The sequence below is a fragment of the Pseudomonas sp. UV AK001 genome (assembly GCF_046097675.1).
GTDB lineage: Bacteria > Pseudomonadota > Gammaproteobacteria > Pseudomonadales > Pseudomonadaceae > Aquipseudomonas > Aquipseudomonas kribbensis.
In genome coordinates this window covers 147,921-169,125 of record NZ_JBJUVZ010000010.1, presented here as the reverse complement: position 1 = coordinate 169,125, position 21,205 = coordinate 147,921, and the positions used below count along the sequence as shown (strand labels likewise).

Sequence of the window (21,205 nt, the reverse complement as noted above, 5' to 3'; positions counted from 1 at the left end):
CTGGCCGATCAAGGAGCCCCGTCATGAACCTGCATCAGTTCGCCGAAACCCACGAAGTGACCAACCAGCCACCGTCGCTGGACGGCACCAACCTGTACCGCATCGACCTGCCGCTGCAGGAGTGGTCGCGGCGGTTCGGCGCCGGCTGGGCCGAGTCGCGGATCGATGCCTACGGCGCTTTGGCCGGCGGGCCGCTGATGGAGGCCGGGTTCCTCGCCAACCAGAACAAGCCGGTGTTCGCCAGCCATGACCGCTACGGTCATCGCATCGATCTGGTGGAGTTCCATCCCGCGTATCACGAGCTGATGCGCACGGCCATCGAACATGGCCTGACGTCGTTGCCCTGGGCCCATCCACAGGATGGCGCCCATGTGGCCCGCGCGTCCATGAGCTATCTGCACAGTCAGGCCGAGGCCGGCAGCGGTTGCCCGCTGACCATGACCTTTGCCAGTGTCCCTGCGATGCGTTTGCAACCTGATCTCGCCGAACAGTGGCTGCCGAAAATCCTCGCCACCGAATACGATCCGCGCAATGTCGGCATGGCCCACAAGGCTGGCGTCACCATCGGCATGGCGATGACCGAGAAACAGGGCGGCACCGACGTGCGCGCCAACACCACCAAGGCTTATCCGGTCGGCGCCAGCGGCCCGGGTCAGGCTTATGAGCTGGTGGGCCACAAGTGGTTCTGCTCGGCGCCGATGTGCGATGCGTTCCTCACGCTGGCGCAGACCGACAAGGGCCTGACCTGTTTCCTGCTGCCGCGCCATCGTCCGGACGACACGCGCAATCAGTTCTACATCCAGCGTCTGAAAAACAAACTCGGCAACCAGTCCAACGCTTCCAGCGAGGTGGAGTTCCGTGGCGCGCTGGCGTGGATGGTCGGTGAAGAAGGGCGCGGCGTGCCGACCATCATCGAGATGGTGGCCATGACCCGCTTCGATTGCATGGTCGGTTCCAGCTCGCTGATGCGTCAGGCGCTGACCCAGGCCAGCCATCACTGCGCCCACCGCAAGGTCGGCGGCAAACTGCTCAGCGAACAACCGCTGATGCAGAACGTGCTGGCCGATCTGGCGCTGGAAAGCGAAGCCGCGCTGGCGTTGAGCCTGCGCATGGGCAAGGCGCTGGATCATCTGAATGATCGCCACGAAGCACAGTTCGCCCGGCTGGTGACGGCGGTGGGCAAGTACTGGATCTGCAAACGTGCGCCGGGGATGATCAACGAAGCCGCCGAATGCATGGGTGGCGCGGGGTATGTCGAAGACAGCATCCTGCCGCGGCTGTACCGCGAAGCACCGGTGAACTCGACGTGGGAAGGCTCCGGCAACGTGCAATGTCTGGATGTATTGCGCGCGCTGTCGAAGGAACCGGGCGTGCTCGATGTGCTGTTCAACGAACTGGGCGACGGCCATGGCGACAGACGTCTGGCCGCGCATATCCAGCAGTTGCAGGCGTCATTCAAGGACACCAGCGACATTCAATATCGGGCGCGGCAACTGACCGAAGACATCGCTCTGGGGCTGCAAGCGAAGCTGTTGCTGGAGGCCGGGAATTCGGCGGTCAGCGATGCCTTTATCGCCAGTCGTCTGAGCGGGGGCGGCCGGGTCTACGGCGCGTTGCCGCGCGGGCTGGATGTCGAAGTCATCGTTGCCCGCTCGACGCCGCAAGGTTTCTGACTTCATGCGAATCGACTGTGGGAGCAGCCAGCCAGGCTCCCGCCGCTGACGGATTGCTGAACAGCCAACATGCCACTGTTTCCGTGAAGCCACGATGCAGGCAAGATGAAGCTCTGCAAGTCAGAACACAGGAAGCTGATCGTGACCGAAGCGTTTATTGTCGTTCAAACCGCCGAACAGGCCGTGGATCGTCTGGCCGAGCTGCATGAGCGGGCCACCACGGCGCTGAACTCGGCGCTCAAGCGTTATCTCAAGGATCGCGTCGAGCCCGACGCCGAGCAACGTGCCCTGTTCCGTTATCCCGAACTGCGTCTGACCTACCACTGCCAGGGCGAAGTCCCGCAAACCACCCGCGCCTACGCCAAGGTGCAGTTGCCGGGCACCTACAGCGTGACCGTCACCCACCCGGCGGCGTTTCGCAAATACCTGCTGGAGCAGCTCACGCCGCTGATGCACGACTTCACCGTGACCGTGGAAGTCGGGGTCAGCGAGCAGAACATTCCGTACCCGTACGTGGTCGAGCAGGGCGATGAACTGGCCGGCTCCGGCGTCACCGCCGCCGTGCTGGCGCGAGTATTCCCGAGCACCGACCTGTCCGCCGCCACCGATGGCATCGCCGACGGTCTCTACGACTGGGAAAACACCGATCCGCTGCCGCTGGCACTGTTCGATGCGGCCCGCGTCGACTTCTCGCTGCGTCGTCTGGTGCACTACACCGGCAGCGACTGGCGCCATGTGCAGCCGTGGATTCTGCTGACCAACTACCACCGTTATGTCGATCAGTTCATCGTCCATGGTCTCGAGCAATTGCGCCGCGACCCGCGTTTCGTGCGCATGGTGTTGCCGGGCAACGTGATCATCGAAAAGGGCATGGATCACGGCGAAGCCTCGGCCATTGCCGCCGGTGTGGTCTGGCACCGCTACCAGATGCCGGCCTATCACCTGATCGCCAGCGATGGCCACGGCGTGACCCTGGTGAACATCGGTGTCGGCCCGTCCAACGCCAAGAACATCACCGATCACCTGGCGGTGCTGCGTCCGCATTGCTGGCTGATGATCGGTCACTGCGGCGGCCTGCGTCAGTCGCAGACCATCGGCGACTACGTGCTGGCTCACGCTTACATGCGTCGCGACGGGATTCTGGACCGGGTGGTACCGCCGAACATTCCGATCCCGGCCTTGGCCGAAGTGCAACTGGCGCTGCAGCAAGCGGCGGCCAACATCACCGGCGAAAAAGGCGAAGAACTGAAAAAACGCCTGCGCACCGGCACCGTTTTGACCTACGACGACCGCAACTGGGAATTGCGCTGGGCCCAGGAGCGACCGCTGATCAACCTGTCCCGCGCCGTGGCGGTGGACATGGAAAGCGGCACCATAGCTGCCCAGGGCTATCGCCTGCGGGTGCCGTATGGCACGTTGCTGTGTGTTTCGGACAAACCGCTGCACAGTGAAATCAAGCTGCCGGGTTCGGCCAACGCGTTCTACGAGCGCGCGGTCAGCCAGCACTTGAAGATCGGTATCGAAGCGGTGGACCTGCTGCGCACCGAACTCAACTCGCTGCACTCGCGCAAACTGCGCAGCTTCGACGAGCCGCCGTTCCGCTAACGGTTTGTCGTGGTCATTTGGCGGTCGGGGCACTAGCATTGTCAGCCCTGATCGCTAAATGTCTTCTCTCTTATGTCCCGTCCCCCGCGTCCACCTTCCCGCCGCCCCGGCGCGAAGCCGTCCTCTTCAGCCCCGCGCCGTGTCGCCAAGGCGCCACCGGCCGAGCCGAAGCTGATTCTCTTCAACAAACCGTTCGATGTGCTGACGCAATTCAGCGACGGCGAAGGGCGGGCGACGCTCAAGGATTACATCGACGTTCCGGGCATCTACCCGGCCGGGCGGCTGGATCGTGACAGCGAAGGTTTGCTGTTGCTGACCAACGACGGCCAGTTGCAGGCACGGATCGCCGACCCCAAGCACAAGCTGGCGAAGACGTATTGGGTGCAGGTCGAAGGCGTGCCGACGGCCGAGCAGTTGCAGCGCCTGCGTGACGGTGTCGAATTGAATGACGGCATGACCCTGCCCGCCGAAGCGCGGCAACTGGATGAGCCCGAGCTGTGGCCACGCAATCCGCCGGTACGCTTTCGCGCAACGATTCCGACCACCTGGCTGGAACTGGTGATTCGCGAAGGTCGCAACCGCCAGGTGCGGCGGATGACGGCGGCGGTGGGGTTGCCGACGTTGCGGCTGGTGCGGGTCAGGATTGGTGACTGGACGATCGAAGGGCTCGATCAGGGCCAGTGGAAGGAAGTGCCGGCGCGCTTATAAGGCGCCGGATTCGATCAGGCCGATCACCACACTCTTGATGATGAACGCGGCCACGCCCAGGCCCAGCACGAAGAACAGAATGAACGAGCCGAAGCGCCCGGCCTTGGACTTCTTCGCCAGATCCCAGACGATGAACCCCATGAAAATGATCAGGATGCTGACCAGGCCAGTCATCATCCACTCTTCAAATACTGCTGGATCCATCGGGCATCTCCGGCGCTGTGCGGCTGAAAGGGCGGGCGGGAGTATACGCCAGCGGCGAGCGACGCAGCATTGACCTGCGTCGGTGTGCCGCAGTCATTCGTCGATTTCAGCTACGCAGATGAGTCAGCGGCAGTTCGGTGCTGTTGAGCACCTGATTCAGCACAAAACTCGAGCGCACGCTGGTCACGCCTTCGATGCGGGTCAGGTGCCCCAGCAGCAGCTTCTGATAGTGATCCATGTCCGGCACCACGACCTTCAGTTGATAGTCGGCATCCACGCCAGTCACCAGGCTGCATTCAAGCACCTGCGGCAAGGTGCGGATCGCCGCTTCGAAGTTCTCGAAACGCTCCGGCGTGTGCCGGTCCATGCCGATCAGCACGTAGGCGGTCAGGCTCAGGCCGAGCATCTTGCGGTCCAGCAGCGCCACCTGGCGCGAGATGTAGCCGTCGTCCTCCAGTTGCTTGACCCGGCGCGAGCACGGGGAGGGCGACAGACCGATGCGCTCGGCCAGTTCCTGGTTTGAGATGCGGGCGTCGCGCTGCAATTCCGCCAAAATGCTCAGGTCGTAACGGTCGAGTTTGCTCATCAATCGGTCCTTGGTTCTAACTATTGCGGCGGATTATCTATCCAGGGTTAAAAATTGCGCAAGTGGTGTTTAATTGAGCAATCTTCGCAATCATCTGTCGCGGCCTCAGGCCTATTCTTATCACCAGAATCACTGCTCGGTAACACAGTCCACTGCGGCCCGCCCAATCAGGCCCGCCGCGGCCGCCGCCCCCACCGGGGACGTGCCGGCCCCCGAGCTGCACACTGTCCAGAAGACGGCGTGAGGTGAGCCGACGTCAAAAGCGTCGAGCCAGGACGAAGTTCTCTAGAAGGGAGGCCGACGGGTCTCCCTTTTTTCTTGCCCGCGATTTGGCCTCGTTCGCTCAATAAATAAATGGCGTGACTGATAACCTGTTGCAGAACCCGGTGTGCAACTTCCCGGTCTTAGCTACAAGCCCTTCTTAATTTCAGGGTTCGGCCCGCAGTGAGGAATTTCATGAAGTCGCGTATCTGGCGTCTGGCCAGTGTAGGTTTGTTGTGTGTAAGTGTCTGTGCGCAGGTGCTGGCCGATGAGCCGCAGAATCGCGGTCCCGAGGGTGGCGGTCGCGAGCGGGAACATCAGGGCCACAACGAAGGCCGTGAAGGCAACAACCAGCCACGTCCACAAAACCAGCCGCAGCAGAATCAGCCGCGGCCGCAGAACAACGAGATCATTCGCGGCGACAACAGCCGCCAGTTCGAGCACAACGGTCAGAAGCACAACAATGGGCAGTGGCAGAACCAGAATCGCCCACCTGTTCAACCTGCGCCGGTTCATCAGCCGCCGCCACCGGTCAACAATCTGCCGATCCAGCCACGGCCCGACACTGTGCGCCAGACCCAGGAACCGCGTCAGGGCTACTACCGCGACGAGCGTCCGCAGAATGGCTACCACCAGAACTGGCAGACCGGCAACCGGCCCGATGACCATCGCTGGCCGGGACGTCCGGACGGGCATGGCAACGGTTGGGGCCCCGGCCCGCAATACCGACCGGGCCATGTGATCGACCGCTTCCCGGATCGTGACTTCCGCGTTCCGTATCGTGGCCAGGATTATTTCTTCTCCGGCGGCTACTGGTATCGCCCGCAAGGTCCCCGATATGTCGTGGTTCAGCCGCCACGGGGGATCCGCATCCAGTACCTGCCGGATTACGCCCGCGAAGTGTGGATCGGCGGTTCGCTGTTGTTCCTGGCGGCAGGCTCGTATTACGCCTATCAGGAAGCGACCCAGGATTACGTAGTGGTCGAGCCGCCGGTGCAGCAGCCTCCGCAACCGACCAGCAACGGTTATGACGTGGAAGCCTATCCGGCCAACGGCCAGTCGCCGGAGCAGGTCCAGCAGGACGGCTACCAGTGCTACCAATACGCCGTGCAGCAAAGCGGTTTCGATCCGCGCACCGCGACCTACCAGCCCGCACCCGAAGTGGTGCAGGCCTACCGTCAGGCCCAGGGCAATTGCCTGAGCAGTCGCGGATATCAGGTCAACTACTGAGTCCGGGCGGCTTTCACCACTTCCTGCGGGTCGGCGTGCACCAGCACTTCGGCCCGCGGGTAGGCAGCGTGGATCGCATCGGCGGCCTGATCGCTGATGCCGTGGGCGACTGACAGCGTCAGCTCCCCCGGCAATTCCAGGTGCAACTGCACGAACCAGTGATTGCCGGAAATCCGCGTGCGCAGATCATGGGCGCCCAGCACTCCCGGCACACCACAGGCCAGTTCGAGCATGTGCTGACTGACATCCACCGGCAGCTCTTCATCCATCAACACCGAAAAACTTTCCCGGGCGATCTGGATGGCGCTCCAGAGGATGTACACGGCAATCCCCAGACCGAACCACGCATCCAGTTGATGAAAGCCCAGACCTGCCAGGATCAGGGCGATCAGGATGCTGCCGTTGAGCAACATGTCCGAACGGTAATGCAGCGAGTCCGCCCGCACCGCGTTGGAGCCGGTCTGCTTGATCACCCGGTGCTGCAACATCAACAGCGCCGCCGTCAGCAGCAGGGAAAACACGATCACGCCGATGCTGATCCAGGGCGCGTTGAGCGGTTCCGGTTGCTGGATGCGCTCATAAGCCTGAAACGCGATCAGCACCGCGCTGCCACCAATGAACAGCGCCTGCGCCATGCCCGCCAGGGATTCGGCCTTGCCGTGGCCATAACGGTGATCGTCATCCGCCGGGCGCAGCGCGTAGTGCACCGCCAGCAGATTGAGCAACGAAGTGACGCCATCGAGGGCCGAGTCGGTGAGGCCGGCGAGCATGCTCACCGAACCGCTCAGCCACCAGGCGATGGCTTTGGCGATGATCAGCGTACAGGCCACCGCCACCGAGGCGCGGGTCGCCAGCCGCAGCAGGCGGGCGTGTTCGGGGCTGGAGGTCATGGGTGCGTCGATTCCTTATGCGGCAGGTTGCAGGCCGAACATCGCCAGTTGCTGGGTGCTGCCCTTGTGCTGGATCAGACGTGGGTCGTCCAGTGGCAGGTTGCGGCCCAGTTCTGTTTCGAGAATAGCCTGCAACTTGAGGTTATCGACCTGGCCGTCCGGGCCGATGGCTTGCTTGAGCTTGGCCGGATCGACCTGCGCCGTACGGCCCGGTTCGAAATAGATCGCGCCGGTGGTGAAGTCCACGGCAAACGCGATCACGCCGGGAAGGATATAGAACAACAGGCCCACGGCATCGAGCACGGCAATCGCCGGGTCGATCTTGCCGTCGATCTGGCCGCGCCGGTCGGGATAGAAAATCGAACCGCACGCAGTGATCTGAGTGAGCAGGGTGGCAACCAGAACACCGCCGATCAGGCGAAAAGGTAAGCGCATGGGAATCTCCTGAGTCATCTGTTAACGAAGCGTCATCGTGTGAAGTTAAGACCCTGACGAACGCCTGGCAGTTCGCCGTTATACTCGGCCCTCTGTTTTGGAGCCAGCATGATTTCTTTGCCGATCGATGACGTTTTACCCGCCCTGCGTGAAGCCCTCGCGACACGCCACGAAGCCGTGCTTGAAGCACCGCCCGGCGCCGGTAAAACCACCCGCGTGCCCTTGGCCTTGCTCAATGAAGCGTGGCTGAACGGGCAGACCATTCTCATGCTCGAACCCCGTCGGCTGGCCGCGCGCGCAGCAGCGGAACGGCTGGCCAGCGAGCTGGGCGAGAAGGTCGGTGAAACCGTCGGTTATCGCATCCGCCTCGACAGCAAGGTCGGCCCGAACACGCGCATCGAAGTGGTCACCGAAGGCATTCTCACCCGGCGTTTGCAGGACGACCCGGCGCTGGAGGGCGTGGGCCTGCTGATCTTCGACGAATTTCACGAACGCAGCCTCGACGCCGATCTGGCGCTGGCCCTCAGTCTGAACGGTCGCGAACTGTTTCGAGCTGAACAACCGCTGAAGATTCTGCTGATGTCCGCCACCCTCGAAGGCGAACGTCTGGCCGGTTTGCTCGACGATGCGCCGATCCTGCGCAGCGAAGGCCGGATGTTCCCGGTGACGATGCGCTGGGGCCGGCCGTTCCAGCCCGGCGAATACATCGATCAGCGCGTCACGCAAACGGTGCTCGAAGCCCTGCACGATGAAACCGGCAGCCTCTTGGTGTTCCTGCCGGGGCAAGCGGAAATCCGCCGTGTGCATCAGCAACTGGCGGACGCCATCGGTGAGCGCAGCGACGTGTTGCTCTGCCCGTTGCACGGCGAACTCGACCTGAACGCCCAACGCGCTGCCATCGATCCGGCCCCGGCGGGCCAGCGCAAAGTGGTGCTGGCCACCAACATCGCCGAGACCAGCCTGACCATCAACGGTGTGCGCGTGGTGATCGACGCTGGACTGGCGCGGGTGCCGCGTTTCGATCCGGGCAGCGGCATGACTCGCCTCGACACTCAACGGATCTCCAAAGCCAGCGCCACCCAGCGCGCGGGTCGGGCCGGGCGTCTGGAGCCGGGCGTGTGTTATCGCCTGTGGTCGCAGGATCAGCACGAACAACTCGCGGCCTATGGCAGTGCGGAAATTCTGTCGGCGGATCTTGCGGGCCTGGCCTTGCAACTCGGACGCTGGGGCGTAGCGCCGAGTGATCTGATCTGGCTGGACGTGCCGCCAGCGGCCGCTTATGCACAGGCTCAAGACTTGTTGCAACGCCTCGGTGCGCTGGACGGCGAAAGCCTCAACCGTCACGGTCAGGCCATGGCCGAATTGCCGGCGCACCCGCGCATCGCTCATTTGCTGTTGCGCGGTCAGGCGTTGGGGCTGGCGAACATGGCGTGCGATGTCGCCGCACTGCTCGGCGAGCGGGATATCTTGCGCGGCGCCGGGGCGGATCTGCACAGTCGTCTGGTGCTGCTATCCGGCGAAGAGCGTGCGGCGCGTGGTGCCCAGGGCGGCGTGCAGCGCGCCCGGCAACTGGCGCGGCAATATCGCGGTTATCTGCGTGGGCAGCCGACTGATCCGGTCAGCGATCCCGGTCACCCGCGCTGGCTCGGCGCTCTGCTGGCGCTGGCCTACCCGGATCGCGTCGCCCAGCAGCGGCGTGTCGGTGGTGCCGAATATCGTCTGGCCAATGGCCGAGCGGCGTTGTTCGCCGAAGCCGACAGCCTGATGAAGGAACCGTGGATCGTGATCGCCGACCTCGGCAGCCGCCAAGGTCAGCGTGAAGAACGGATCTATCTAGCGGCGGATTTCGATCCAGCGCTGTTCGACTCAGTGCTGGCCGAGCAGGTGCACAACGTCGATCAACTGGACTGGGACGAACGCGAAGGCGTGCTGCGCGCCGAGCGTCAGCGCAAGGTCGGCGAACTGATCCTCAGCCGCGAACCGCTGACCGGTCTCGACGAAAACGCCCGCAGTCAGGCACTGGTCAATCTGGTGCGGCGCAAAGGTCTGGAGCTGCTGCCGTGGACCCCGGAACTGCGCCAGTGGCAGGCGCGAGTCGCCTTATTGCGCCAGCTCGATCTGGACGCCAAGGGCGACAGCCAATGGCCGGATGTCAGCGACGCGACGCTGCTGAAAACCCTCGAAGACTGGCTGATGCCTTATCTGGGCAAGGTCTCGCGCCTCAGCCATTTCGCCAACCTCGACCTGTCGAGCATCGTCCGTAATCTGCTGCCGTGGCCGCTGCCACAGCAACTCGATGAACAGGCACCGCATCACTTGAGCGTGCCGTCAGGCTCGTCGATTCGCCTCGACTACAGCGAGCAGCCACCGATTCTCGCCGTGCGCTTGCAGGAGTTGTTCGGCCTGGCTGACACGCCGCGAATCGCCGGTGGCCGGCAAGTGGTCAAGCTGCACCTGCTGTCCCCCGCGCGGCGGCCGGTGCAGGTGACGCAGGATCTGGCCAACTTCTGGCGCAGCACCTATGCCGAGGTGAAGAAGGATTTGAAGGGGCGGTATCCGAAGCATTACTGGCCGGATGATCCGCTGGTGGCTGAAGCCACTGCCCGGGCCAAGCCACGCGGTACGTAAGGGTCAGCGGCTGGCCTTCGCAGTCAGCTGCTCCCGACAATAATCGGCAAACAACTGCGCCGGTTTGGTCAGTTGTCCGCGCTTGAGCCACGCCGCCACCAGGCCTGAGCCGGTGACGTCTTCGACGATGTCCACGCACACGACTTTTTTGCCGTCGTAGGTGCATTCCGAATGCGGGCGGGTGACCAGGATCGAGAAGCCGAAACCCTGGCCGACCATGCCGCGCACCATTTCGATCGACGGCGAGCTGAATTCGATGCGCGGCGACAGGCCGAGTTCTTCAAACAGGCTGACGAAGTAGGTGCGGCTCGGTTGCACGTCGAGCAGGATCATCGGCTCCAGACACAAGTCCCGCAGCGACACTTGCTTGAGCTGGGCGAAGCGGTGGTCCGCCGGCAGAAGTGCGTAAGGCCGTTGCGCCGGCATCAGCGGCTCGGTTTCGATGGTGGCGTCGAGGTCGTGCTTGTACAGGATCGCCAGGTCGAAAGTGCCCGAGGTCAGGCCTTGCACCAGTTCCTGTTGTTCGCCGTCGCGGATGCGGATCTTCACCCCCGGATACAGCGCCGAGAAGCCTGCAATCAGTTGCGGCAGGTACAGTGGCGCTACCGTTTCGAAACAGCCGATATCGATCTGCCCGGCCACCACGTCGTTGTCGGCGAGGGCGTTCTGTTCGAACTCCTTGGCCATGCGCAGCAGTTCCTGGGCCTTGCGGAAAAAGCGCGCGCCGCTCGGGGTCAGGGACACGCCCTGGGCGTGATGGCGGATCAGCAGTTGCACGCCGAAGCTGTCTTCCAGCCCCTTGATCGCCGTGGAAATCGCCGGTTGCGCGATGTACAGCTTGCGCGAGGCTTCGGCGACGCTGCCGCATTCGACGGTGGTGATGAAGTATTTCAACTGACGCAGGTTGTAAGCAGCCACGGTGAACCTCAAAGCGAACGGATTCCACATCCAAGCAATTTGTACGCCGCCGGCCTCCGTTCTGTCGGCGGTTTTTTTGTCCCTGAACAATAGCCCCATACGCGCGCGAGGGGGCCATCGGCTGGTTACCTTTTTTATTGTCTGCGAAGACATTTTTACTGGTTTTGGCTCGCGCCAGCCTGAGCGACTATCGACTGCAGCTGTTTATAAAAGAATAAAAGTCCAAGGAGCATCCACCGTGTTCGAACTTGCAGACTGGCAGCGCAAGGCCGCTGAAATGAGCTATCCGTACCAGGCCGTGATCGACGGCAAACTGCGTGCGGCGCAGTCGGGGCAGACCTTTGCTGCGATCAACCCGGCCACCGGCCAGCTGCTGGCCAACGTCGCCGCGTGCGGTGAAGAAGACGTCGACGCGGCGGTGAAGAATGCGCGGCAGGTGTTCGAGGCCGGCATCTGGGCCGGGCGTTCACCGACCGAGCGCAAGCAAGTGCTGCTGCGTCTGGCGGATCTGATTCTGGCCAATCGCGAAGAACTGGCGCTGCTCGATTCGCTGAACATGGGCAAACCGGTGATGGATGCTTACAACATCGACGTGCCGGGCGCCGCCGGGGTGTTCCGCTGGTACGCCGAAAGCCTCGACAAACTCTACGATCAGGTCGCACCGAGCGCCTCGAATGTGCTGGCAACCATCACCCGCGAAGCGCTGGGCGTGGTCGCCGCCGTGGTGCCGTGGAATTTCCCACTGGACATGGCCGCGTGGAAACTCGCGCCGGCGTTGGCGGCGGGCAATTCGGTCATTCTCAAACCCGCCGAGCAATCGCCGTTCTCTGCATTGCGTCTGGCCGAGCTGGCGCTGGAAGCCGGATTGCCGGCCGGCGTGCTGAACGTGCTGCCGGGGCTCGGCGAACAGGCCGGCAAAGCCTTGGGCCTGCACCCGGATGTCGATTGTCTGGTGTTCACCGGCTCGACCCAGGTCGGCAAATATTTCATGCAGTACTCCGCGCAGTCGAACCTCAAACAGGTGTGGCTGGAGTGCGGCGGCAAGAGCGCCAATCTGGTGTTCGCCGACTGCAAGGATCTGGACCTGGCGGCGCAGAAAGCCGCGTTCGGGATCTTCTTCAATCAGGGCGAAGTCTGCTCGGCCAACTCGCGGTTGCTGGTGGAGCGCTCGATTCATGACGAGTTCGTCGAGCGACTGAAGTCTCAGGCCGAACGCTGGCAGCCGGGCGATCCGCTGGACCCGGCAAGTGCCGCCGGGGCGATCGTCGACACCCGTCAGACCGAAAGCATCTTGCGCTTCATCCATCAGGCCGAACGCGAAGGCGCGACCCGCGTCTGCGGCGGGCGACAGCTGAGCTTTAACGGTTCGGACAACTTCATTCAGCCGACGATTTTCACCGACGTGCAGCCGCACATGACCCTGTTTCGCGAAGAAGTGTTCGGCCCGGTGCTGGCGGTGATTCCGTTCGATGATGAAGCCCACGCCTTGCAACTGGCCAACGACAGCGTCTACGGTCTGGCGGCGTCGCTGTGGACTGACGATTTGCACCGCGCCCATCGGGTGGCGCGGCAATTGCGAGCCGGTACGGTGTCGGTCAACAGCGTCGATGCGCTGGATGTGACCGTACCGTTCGGCGGTCGCAAGCAATCCGGTTTCGGTCGCGATCTGTCGCTGCACTCGTTCGACAAATACACCCAGTTGAAAACCACCTGGTTTCAACTGCGCTCATGACAGCCGCTCACAACAAGAAAGGAGATCCGGCGATGACCACCTCACGTGAAACCCGCGACTACCAGGCCGCCGATGCAGCGCACCACATTCATGCGTTCGTCGACCAGAAGGCCCTCAACGACGAAGGCCCACGGGTGATGGTGCGCGGCGAACGCCTGCACTTGTGGGACAACGACGGTCGGCGCTACCTCGACGGCATGTCCGGGCTGTGGTGCACCAACCTCGGTTACGGGCGCAAGGATCTGAACGCCGCCGCGAGCCGGCAACTGGAGCAGTTGCCGTACTACAACATGTTTTTCCACACCACCCACCCGCAGGTGATCGAGCTCTCCGAGCTGCTGTTCAGCCTGCTGCCGGGGCACTACAGCCATGCGATCTACACCAACTCCGGCTCCGAGGCCAACGAGGTGCTGATCCGTACCGTGCGCCGTTACTGGCAGGTGCTGGGCAAGCCCGAGAAGAAGATCATGATCGGCCGCTGGAACGGCTACCACGGTTCGACGCTCGCGGCGACGGCCCTCGGCGGCATGAAGTTCATGCACGAAATGGGCGGGATGATTCCCGACATCGCGCACATCGACGAGCCGTACTTCTTCGCCCACGAAGGCAACCTGACGCCGGCTGAATTTGGCATGCGGGCGGCGCAGCAACTGGAAGCGAAGATCCTCGAGCTGGGCGCCGACAAGGTCGCCGGCTTCATCGCCGAACCATTCCAGGGCGCGGGCGGGATGATCTTCCCGCCGGAAAGCTACTGGCCGGAAATCCAGCGCATCTGCCGCAAATACGACGTGCTGTTGTGTGCCGATGAAGTGATCGGCGGCTTCGGTCGCACCGGCGAATGGTTCGCCCACGAATACTTCGGTTTCGAGCCGGACACCCTGTCCATCGCCAAGGGTCTGACCTCCGGTTACATCCCGATGGGCGGCTTGATCCTGTCGAAGAAAATGGCTGACGTGCTGGTGGAGCAGGGCGGTGTGTTCGCTCACGGCCTGACCTATTCCGGGCACCCGGTGGCGGCGGCTGTGGCGATTGCCAACCTCAAGGCATTGCGCGATGAAGGCGTGGTGACGCGGGTCAAGGATGACATCGGCCCGTATCTGCAACAGTGCCTGCGCGAGGTGTTCGGCAATCACCCGCTGGTGGGCGACATTCAAGGCACGGGCATGGTCGCGGCGTTGCAACTGGCCGAGGACAAGGCCACCCGCAAGCGCTTCGCCAATGAGAACGACATGGCCTGGCGCTGCCGCACGATCGGTTTTGAGGAGGGGGTGATCATTCGCTCGACCCTGGGGCGGATGATCATGGCGCCGGCGTTGATTGCCAGTCGTGAAGAGATTGACGAGCTGGTGGGCAAGACCTTGAAAGCGGTTGATCGTACGGCGCAGGAATACGGCCGGCTCTGATCAAAACCCAGCATGAACCGCTAAAAACCGCAGCCTTTGGCTGCGGTTTTTTTGGCTTTGCACCCACCTCGGGCACCCCCGCCCGGCGCGCCCTTTCGCGGTGCGCACTACCCAGTTTTTTCATCGTTCGCGTCTAACTATTTCCTCGTTTTCCTGACGCCGGGCCTGGGTCAACATCGATTTCGCCAGCCAAGGCATTGCCCGCCAGAGTCCGACAGAGACCGCAGTGTGCAATCGCGAGACCCCGGCTGGCCGTACTGCCCATGACAACTAAATCAACAGCGTTGGGAGTGCTCCATGAACAAGTCCTTGTTTACCCGTCTTGCTTGTCCTCTGGCGATTTCCGCCCTTTCAGTCACCGCCGCCCAGGCCGGCACCTTGTCGATCGGCCACACCACGTGGGTCGGTTACGGCACCCTGTACCTGGCCCAGGATCTGGGCTACTTCAAGGAAAACGGCCTGACCGTCGAATTGCCGGTGGTCGAAGAAGCGTCGATGTACATGGCCGCCCAGGCGTCCGGGCAATTGTCCGGCTCGGCCTCGACCATCGACGAAGTGCTCAAGTACCGCCCGCAGTTCTGCTTCAAGGCCGTGGCTGCACTGGATGACAGCCATGGCGGCGACGGCGTGCTGGTCGGTAAAAACGTGAAGAGCCTGCAAGAACTCAAGGGCCAGGCCGTGGCCGTCAATGAAGGTTCGACCTCGCAGTTCTGGCTGTCGTACCTGCTGAAAAAGAACGGCATGCGCATGAGCGACATCACCGTGCAGAACATGACCGCCGACGATGCCGCCACCGCGTTCATCGCCGGTCGCGTGCCGGCCGCCGTGACCTGGGAGCCGCATCTGTCGATGGTGCGCGACAAGCAGCAAGGCAAAGTGCTGATCGACAGCAGCAGTACGCCGGGCGTGATCGTCGATGTGGTGGCGCTCAACTGCACGGTGATCGAGAAGCAGCCGGAAGACGTCAAGGCGCTGGTCGCCGGTCTCTACAAAGCGGTGCAGTACACCAAGGATCATCCACAGAAAGCCTATGAAATCATGGCCAAGGGCGTCGGCGGTTACCTGTCCGATCCGAAGGAACTGGCCGCCGCCGCGCAAGGCGTGCGCTTCTACGATCAGGCCATGAGCGAGAAGCTGCTGGGTAAACCGGGCGCGCCGGGTGACAGCGAGCCGCTGATCAAACTGGCCAACGAAACCGCCAGCGAATTGCAGGGCAAGCCCTACAACGTCAGCAACGACGATCTGGTCGATAACCGTTTCGTCAGCCCGCTCTAGGAGACTGGTCATGTTCAAGCGCAATTCATGGCTGAGCCGCTGCATCACGCCGAAAACCGGATTGCCGGTGCCGGTGGTGTGGAGCGCCAGCGGTCTGGCCTGGGTGTTGCTGGTCGGCCTGTGGGCCGGGTTGTCCTACGGCGGCATCGTGCCGGGGATGTTCCTGCCCACACCGGGCGCGGTGGTTGAAGCCGCCGTGCGCCTGAGCCGCGACGGCACCCTTGGCCAGCATGTCTGGGCCAGTGTTGAAGTGGTGATGGTCGGTTTCATTGTGTCGTCGCTGGTGGCGGTGCCGCTGGGCTTGCTGATGGGCAGCTTCCGCATCGTCCAGGCGTTCCTCGAGCCGATGGTCAATTTCATCCGTTACCTGCCGGTAACCTCGTTCGTGCCGCTGTTCATCCTGTGGATAGGTATCGGTCTGGAGCAGCGGGTGTCGGTGATCATTTTCGGCGTGTTCTTCCAGCAACTGGTGATGGTCGCGGACGTGTCCAAAGGCATCTCCAAGGACTTGATCAACGCCTCCTACACCCTCGGTTCCAACCGGCGTGACGCGGTGCTGCACGTGATCGCCCCGGCGTCGTTGCCCGGTGTGCTCGATACCTTGCGGGTGACCATGGGCTGGGCCTGGACCTATCTGGTGGTCGCCGAACTGGTCGCCGCTTCCAGTGGCCTCGGTTACTTGAGCCTCAAGGCCATGCGCGGCTTTCAGGTCGACGTGATTTTTCTCGCCATCGCGATCATCGGCCTGCTGGGCCTGGTCACCGATCAACTGTTCCGCTTCTTGCGTTTGAGGATTGCCGCATGGGCTCAGTAACCGCTGCCAACCGTCGTTTCATCGAGCCGGTCGCCGTACCGGCACACGCTGCGCCAAGGCTGCAGGTGGACAAGGTCAGCCTGCGTTACACCAAGCCCGGCGGCGGTACATTCACCGCGCTGGAAGAAGTGTCGTTCGAAGTGCCGGACCAGCAATTCGCGGTGCTGGTCGGGCCGTCGGGCTGTGGCAAGTCGAGCCTGCTGTACCTCACCGCCGGTCTGGCCGAGCCGACGTCCGGCGAGATCTACGTCGGCGGCCAGCAGGTGCAGGGCCCCGGCGCGGATCGCGGGATGGTGTTCCAGAGCTACACGCTGTTCCCGTGGCTGACGGTGCGGCAGAACGTCGAGTTCGGCCTCAAACGCCGGGGCATGCCGGCGGCCAAACGCAAGGAAATCGTCGATCACTATGTCCACGAAGTCGGCCTGTCCGGGTTCGCCGACAACTACGCCAAGCAGTTGTCCGGCGGCATGATGCAGCGGGTGGCGATTGCCCGGGCGCTGGCCAACGATCCACAGATCCTGCTGATGGACGAACCCTTCGGCGCCCTCGACAGCCAGACCCGCCTGCAAATGCAGCAGTTGTTATTGCGGGTGTGGGGCAACAGCAAGAAGACTGTGTTGTTCGTCACCCACGACATCGACGAAGCGATCCTGCTCGGCGACCGGGTGTATGTGATGGGCGCCAGGCCTGGGCGGATCAAGCAGATTCTCGATGTGCCGATCGAACGCCCACGCACCCTGGATATGGTGATGGAGCGCTCGTTCATCGACATGAAGCGGCAGATTTTCGGGCTGTTGCACGACGATCTTGAAGAGGCTCACTGAGATCAGTTGGGTGGCAGGAGGAACTTCGCAATCACCGGCAAATGATCGGAAATGCGCAACGTATCGTCCTGCCGCACCGTGGCTTCGACCCGTTTGATCTTCGGGCTGTAGAACAGGTAATCGACCGTGCGGTCCGGGCCGTTGAGGCCGGGGTCGTTGGGATAGTGGGTCAGCCACTTGGCGCGGTCGATGCCGCTGGCTTCGTTGTTGGTCGGGATCATCGGGTACTTGTCCCACAACAGGTGCAGCGCACTGTCCACGGAGTAGGGCGTGCGCTGTTCGACCGGCAGGCGCCGGTACTGGCCGAGCGGCAACAGATTGAAGTCGCCCCCGATCAGCCACGGCGTGCCGTGGCTTTCGTGTTTGTCGAGCACCTTGGCCACCGCCGTCACCTGCGCCTGCAAGGTTTCGTCCGGTTGCATGGCACGATCCAGATGGGTGTTGAACACCACCAGTTGTCCGCCATCGCTGAACGGCAGGGTGGTGGCGAGCAGGGCGTTTTTCGGCTGGAACTGGCGGCTGATGATATTCAGCGGCTGCACCGGCAATTGCAGGCGTTCGGCGTGTTCGATGCGGAAGCGGCTGAGGGTCGCGAGTTGCCGGCCGACGCTGCCGAAAATGTGCGGATCCGGGACGAAATCGGCCTTCCAGTCGAAGGCGTGGGCGCTGCACGGGTAGAGGTCGGTGAGGCGTTCCTGCAGCAGCTTGAGCTGGTTCTGATAGTCGCTGGCCTTGGCGCCATCATCCAGTTCCTGAATCAGCACCACATCGGGCTGCTCGTCGCGGATCACCCGGGCTACTTCGTCGAGGCTGAAGGCCATGTCTTCCGGGGTCGGGGCTTCGTCGTCGCCTTGCGCCAGGTCATTCCAGAACACGTAGCGCTTGCCGGCCAGGTATTGCACGTTCCAGGTCATGACCTTCAGCGCCTGGCCGGGCACCAGCGTCGGCGGTTGCCCGCTGCAACTGACCGGCAGGGTCTCCCGGGCGTCGGGGCGCCAGGTCAGGCTGAAAATCATCGCGCCGATCAGGGCGACGGCCAGCAGCATGCAAAGCAGGATGTAGCGCAGTAGACGGGTCATGGCTCGGCTTATAGCGATACGGAAGTGGTCCCGAGCATATACGAGACCCCCGCATCACCCAAGCGCAGAGCGGTCAGACTATCCCGTCACGTTTGTCGGGCAATTCGCTGATCAACATGAACAGGCGGAACAGCACCACGCTGGTGAACAGCTGCAGGAAGCTGTGGCCACTGTCGATCAAAATGGCGATCAGCGGATTCTGCGGATCGGGGTAGACCTGCAGGGTCAGGCCCTTGAGCAGCCACAACGGCCCCATCACACAGAGGATGCACACCAGAATCCGCAGGAAATGCCCACGGCTCAGGCGCAGGCTTTCCTTCATGGCCTGCAACGGGCCGTAGCCGCGTAGCACCAGCAGGTATTCACCGAAGGCCAGGGTGACCATCAGCCACAGGCCTGGCAGGAAATACAGGGACAGACCGAGCAAAATCAGCAAGGTGTTCAGCGCAGTGAGCACGGCAAAACGCGGCCACAGGCGCGCCGCCATCGCCAGCAAATCTAGGGTTTGCGGGGATTCGCCACGGGTGCGGGCGTCGAGAAACAGGATCAGCGCAGCGGTGTAAAGCGGGTAGACCAGCAGGCCGACGATCACGCTGATGGCCGAATAACCGTCCGGGTCGCTTGTGTGATCGACCACCTGTTGCAACGCGGCTTCGAAGATCACCAGCGGCAGGCACAGCTGGACGATCCGCGCCAGATTGCGTTTAAAGAAATACAGCGAGTCACGCAGCACATCGAAGGCATTCATCAGTCGGTATCGCAGGTCAAAAACAGTGGCTCACTTTAACCGATGATGTGCTGCCGGGCGCAAACGTAAACGTTCGGTAAAGACCATTGAAACATTCTGTCGCTGCCTCCATTACGTAGGTGCGCCTCCTCCACTGTGGACGAGGGCAACGTTATCCCCGGCAGTCTACGAGGTCGCCATGAACAGCGAAGAGCAAACCCTGATCGATGGACTGTTTTCCCGGCTGCAACAGGCCGAAACGGAGGCAGCCCCGCGTGACGCCCTGGCTGAAGCGCGGATCAAGGAACACCTGACGCGCCAGCCGGCCGCAGGCTATTTCATGACCCAGGCGATTCTGGTGCAGGAGGCCGCGATCAAGAGCCTCGACGAACAGAACAAACAACTGACTCAACAGGTTCAGCAACTGCAGGCCGAACTGCAATCGGCCAAGGCGCAAAGCGCCGCCCCGGCGTCGAGTGGCGGCGGTTTCCTGTCGAGCATCTTCGGTAGCAGCAGCCCGCGCCCGGCGCCGGCCCAGAGCGCCCCGGCCTCCACCGGCGGCTGGCGTGAACCGGCTCCGCAGCAGAACTTCGGTGCCCCTGCGCCACAACAGAACTTCGGCGCGCCACCACCGGGTTATGGCCAGCAGCAAGCGGCCCCGGCGGCCGGCAGCAGCTTCCTCGGCGGCGCCCTGAAAACCGCCGCCGGTGTGGCGGGCGGCGTGATGCTGGCACAAGGCATCAGCAGCCTGTTCCATCAAAACCAGCAGCCGCAGGAAATCGTTGAGGTGATCAAGGAAGAGCCGGCCCAGGTCAACGATCAGGGTAACAACGGTTGGGGCGATGACCAGCGCATGGCCAACAACGATTCCTGGGGCAACAACCAGGGTGGCTTCAGCGACACCGACTACAGCGATGACAACTCATCGTTCTTCGATGACGACGATTCCTTCGTCTGATTCACCATTCGTCCGGGGCGCCTGAGCGCCCCGGGCCGATTATTCGCGGAACCTTCCTTCGGGCTGGCATACTGAGCGCCTTTTTCGGGCCTGGTGCCTGATCCGGCTCATGCGCGTCAGCGCTCACAGGAACTCCGGTGAAAAAAATCGCAGTGTTCGCCGATGTGCAGAACCTCTACTACACCGTCCGCCAGGCCTACGGTTGCCACTTCAACTACGCGGCGCTGTGGGCGGATGTCAGCCAGCACGGGCAGATCGTCGAGGCCTACGCCTATGCGATCGACCGGGGCGACAGCAAGCAGCAGCAGTTCCAGCAGATCCTGCGCAACCTCGGTTTCACCGTGAAACTCAAACCCTACATCCAGCGCAGCGACGGCTCGGCCAAGGGCGACTGGGACGTGGGCATCACCCTCGACATCATGGACGCCGCCGATCACGTCGACGAAATCGTCCTGGCCTCCGGTGATGGCGACTTCGACATGCTGCTCGAACGCATCATCAACAAGCACGGCGTACAAGCGGTGGCCTACGGCGTTCCCGGCCTGACCGCCAACTCGTTGATCCGCGCCGCCAGCCGTTACGTGCCGATCGAAGGCGCACTTTTGCTGAAGAATTGATTTGAACGGAGTTGAACCCGGTTTGGAACGCATTGCAGTCATCGACTTTGAAACCACCGGCATCTCGCCGAGCAGCAGTTGCCGGGCCACGGAAATCGCCGTGGTCATGCTGGAAAACGGCCGCATCGTCGAGCGTTACCAGAGCCTGATGAACGCCGGCGTCCGCGTCCCGGCCTTCATCGAACAACTCACCGGCATCAGCAACGCCATGCTGCGCACTGCGCCTTCGGCCGAACAGGTGATGAACGAAGTCAACGAATTCGTCGGCTGCACGCCGCTGCTGGCGCACAACGCCGCATTCGACCAGAAGTTCTGGGACTTCGAACTGGGCCGGATCAAACGCACCCGCCTGCAAAATTTTGCCTGCTCGCTGCTGCTGGCCCGCCGCCTGATGCCGGCGGCGCCGAACCACAAGCTCGGTACGCTCACTACCTTCGCCCAACTTCCGCATACCGGTCAGGCGCACAGGGCGATGGCGGATGCGGAAATGGCGGCGAATTTGATGGTGCACTTGGCGGGTGAGCTGCGGGACAAACACGGTGTGAGCGAGTTGTCCCATGAATTGTTGTGTAAGTTACAGAAGGTGCCGGCTGCGAAGGTGGGTGACCATCTTCAGCGCTATAGGGTGCGGTAGCGCA

General features: G+C 62.7%; 20 protein-coding genes. 13 read left to right on the top strand and 7 right to left on the bottom strand.

Features of this window, described 5'->3' with window-relative positions:
* Positions 1-23: 23 nt before the first annotated feature.
* From ACKLNA_RS24310 to ACKLNA_RS24300, 3 genes are all read left to right on the top strand, one after another.
* Positions 24-1,673, top strand: a complete 1,650-nt coding sequence (locus ACKLNA_RS24310) for an acyl-CoA dehydrogenase family protein (protein ID WP_408987333.1) — start codon at positions 24-26, stop codon at positions 1,671-1,673.
* Positions 1,674-1,778: 105 nt separating this feature from the next.
* On the top strand, positions 1,779-3,278 hold the full coding sequence (gene amn / locus ACKLNA_RS24305; protein ID WP_162130486.1) for an AMP nucleosidase: 1,500 nt from the start codon (positions 1,779-1,781) through the stop codon (positions 3,276-3,278).
* Between the two features lie 72 nt (positions 3,279-3,350).
* Entirely contained in the window at positions 3,351-3,986 is a 636-nt protein-coding gene (locus ACKLNA_RS24300; RefSeq protein WP_085712264.1) for a pseudouridine synthase, read from the top strand.
* On the opposite strand, the gene ACKLNA_RS24295 is transcribed toward ACKLNA_RS24300, so the two are convergent.
* Both ACKLNA_RS24295 and ACKLNA_RS24290 read right to left on the bottom strand, forming a co-directional pair.
* Positions 3,981-4,190 (bottom strand): DUF2788 domain-containing protein, encoded by a 210-nt coding sequence (locus ACKLNA_RS24295; RefSeq protein ID WP_003228500.1) that lies wholly within the window; start codon positions 4,188-4,190, stop codon positions 3,981-3,983. The two genes, ACKLNA_RS24300 and ACKLNA_RS24295, sit on opposite strands and share 6 nt — an antisense overlap.
* 106 nt (positions 4,191-4,296) lie before the next feature.
* The gene (locus tag ACKLNA_RS24290; RefSeq protein WP_007909658.1) at positions 4,297-4,776 is read right to left on the bottom strand and encodes an Lrp/AsnC family transcriptional regulator; all 480 of its coding nucleotides are present in this window, start codon (positions 4,774-4,776) and stop codon (positions 4,297-4,299) included.
* 456 nt (positions 4,777-5,232) lie between these two features.
* On the opposite strand from ACKLNA_RS24290, the gene ACKLNA_RS24285 reads away from it, so the two are divergent.
* Positions 5,233-6,267, top strand: a complete 1,035-nt coding sequence (locus ACKLNA_RS24285; protein WP_408987332.1) for a DUF6515 family protein — start codon at positions 5,233-5,235, stop codon at positions 6,265-6,267.
* Here ACKLNA_RS24285 and ACKLNA_RS24280 read toward each other — a convergent pair.
* The gene (locus ACKLNA_RS24280; RefSeq protein ID WP_408987331.1) at positions 6,261-7,157 is read right to left on the bottom strand and encodes a cation diffusion facilitator family transporter; all 897 of its coding nucleotides are present in this window, start codon (positions 7,155-7,157) and stop codon (positions 6,261-6,263) included. The two genes, ACKLNA_RS24285 and ACKLNA_RS24280, sit on opposite strands and share 7 nt — an antisense overlap.
* Before the next feature lie 15 nt (positions 7,158-7,172).
* Positions 7,173-7,592, bottom strand: coding sequence for a polyribonucleotide nucleotidyltransferase (locus tag ACKLNA_RS24275; RefSeq protein WP_192552408.1), 420 nt, complete (start codon positions 7,590-7,592; stop codon positions 7,173-7,175).
* 108 nt (positions 7,593-7,700) lie between these two features.
* Here ACKLNA_RS24275 and hrpB point away from each other — a divergent pair, with 108 nt between their 5' ends.
* Positions 7,701-10,220: an ATP-dependent helicase HrpB gene (hrpB, locus tag ACKLNA_RS24270; protein WP_408987330.1), complete on the top strand. Its 2,520-nt coding sequence runs from the start codon at positions 7,701-7,703 to the stop codon at positions 10,218-10,220.
* 3 nt (positions 10,221-10,223) lie between these two features.
* Here hrpB and ACKLNA_RS24265 read toward each other — a convergent pair whose 3' ends face one another.
* Complete coding sequence (locus tag ACKLNA_RS24265) at positions 10,224-11,138, bottom strand: LysR family transcriptional regulator (protein WP_007958716.1); 915 nt, start codon at positions 11,136-11,138, stop codon at positions 10,224-10,226.
* 238 nt (positions 11,139-11,376) lie between these two features.
* Here ACKLNA_RS24265 and ACKLNA_RS24260 point away from each other — a divergent pair, with 238 nt between their 5' ends.
* From ACKLNA_RS24260 to ACKLNA_RS24240, 5 genes are all read left to right on the top strand, one after another.
* Positions 11,377-12,870 carry an aldehyde dehydrogenase gene (locus ACKLNA_RS24260; protein WP_408987329.1) on the top strand — a complete coding sequence of 498 codons (1,494 nt, stop codon included), beginning with the start codon at positions 11,377-11,379 and terminating at the stop codon, positions 12,868-12,870.
* Between the two features lie 32 nt (positions 12,871-12,902).
* Complete coding sequence (locus tag ACKLNA_RS24255) at positions 12,903-14,273, top strand: aspartate aminotransferase family protein (protein ID WP_408987328.1); 1,371 nt, start codon at positions 12,903-12,905, stop codon at positions 14,271-14,273.
* 297 nt (positions 14,274-14,570) lie between these two features.
* A complete protein-coding gene (locus ACKLNA_RS24250) occupies positions 14,571-15,548 on the top strand; it encodes an ABC transporter substrate-binding protein (protein WP_085712255.1) in 978 nt (325 codons plus the stop codon).
* A gap of 10 nt (positions 15,549-15,558) precedes the next feature.
* Positions 15,559-16,362: an ABC transporter permease gene (locus ACKLNA_RS24245; protein WP_119430100.1), complete on the top strand. Its 804-nt coding sequence runs from the start codon at positions 15,559-15,561 to the stop codon at positions 16,360-16,362.
* Entirely contained in the window at positions 16,350-17,186 is an 837-nt protein-coding gene (locus ACKLNA_RS24240) for an ABC transporter ATP-binding protein (RefSeq protein WP_085697584.1), read from the top strand. The genes ACKLNA_RS24245 and ACKLNA_RS24240 overlap by 13 nt, the downstream gene beginning before the upstream one ends.
* A gap of 2 nt (positions 17,187-17,188) precedes the next feature.
* On the opposite strand, the gene ACKLNA_RS24235 is transcribed toward ACKLNA_RS24240, so the two are convergent.
* Together ACKLNA_RS24235 and ACKLNA_RS24230 are read right to left on the bottom strand one after the other, a co-directional pair.
* Positions 17,189-18,265, bottom strand: a complete 1,077-nt coding sequence (locus ACKLNA_RS24235) for an endonuclease/exonuclease/phosphatase family protein (RefSeq protein WP_408987327.1) — start codon at positions 18,263-18,265, stop codon at positions 17,189-17,191.
* A gap of 73 nt (positions 18,266-18,338) precedes the next feature.
* Positions 18,339-19,013, bottom strand: a complete 675-nt coding sequence (locus ACKLNA_RS24230) for a YciC family protein (protein WP_248740488.1) — start codon at positions 19,011-19,013, stop codon at positions 18,339-18,341.
* Positions 19,014-19,191: 178 nt separating this feature from the next.
* Here ACKLNA_RS24230 and ACKLNA_RS24225 point away from each other — a divergent pair, with 178 nt between their 5' ends.
* The 3 genes from ACKLNA_RS24225 (at position 19,192) to ACKLNA_RS24215 (ending at position 21,201) form a co-directional block, all read left to right on the top strand.
* A complete protein-coding gene (locus tag ACKLNA_RS24225) occupies positions 19,192-19,950 on the top strand; it encodes a DUF2076 domain-containing protein (RefSeq protein ID WP_408987326.1) in 759 nt (252 codons plus the stop codon).
* 137 nt (positions 19,951-20,087) lie between these two features.
* Positions 20,088-20,567 (top strand): NYN domain-containing protein, encoded by a 480-nt coding sequence (locus ACKLNA_RS24220; RefSeq protein WP_007958730.1) that lies wholly within the window; start codon positions 20,088-20,090, stop codon positions 20,565-20,567.
* Between the two features lie 22 nt (positions 20,568-20,589).
* On the top strand, positions 20,590-21,201 hold the full coding sequence (locus ACKLNA_RS24215) for a PolC-type DNA polymerase III (RefSeq protein WP_408987325.1): 612 nt from the start codon (positions 20,590-20,592) through the stop codon (positions 21,199-21,201).
* The last annotated feature ends 4 nt before the right edge of the window (positions 21,202-21,205 follow it).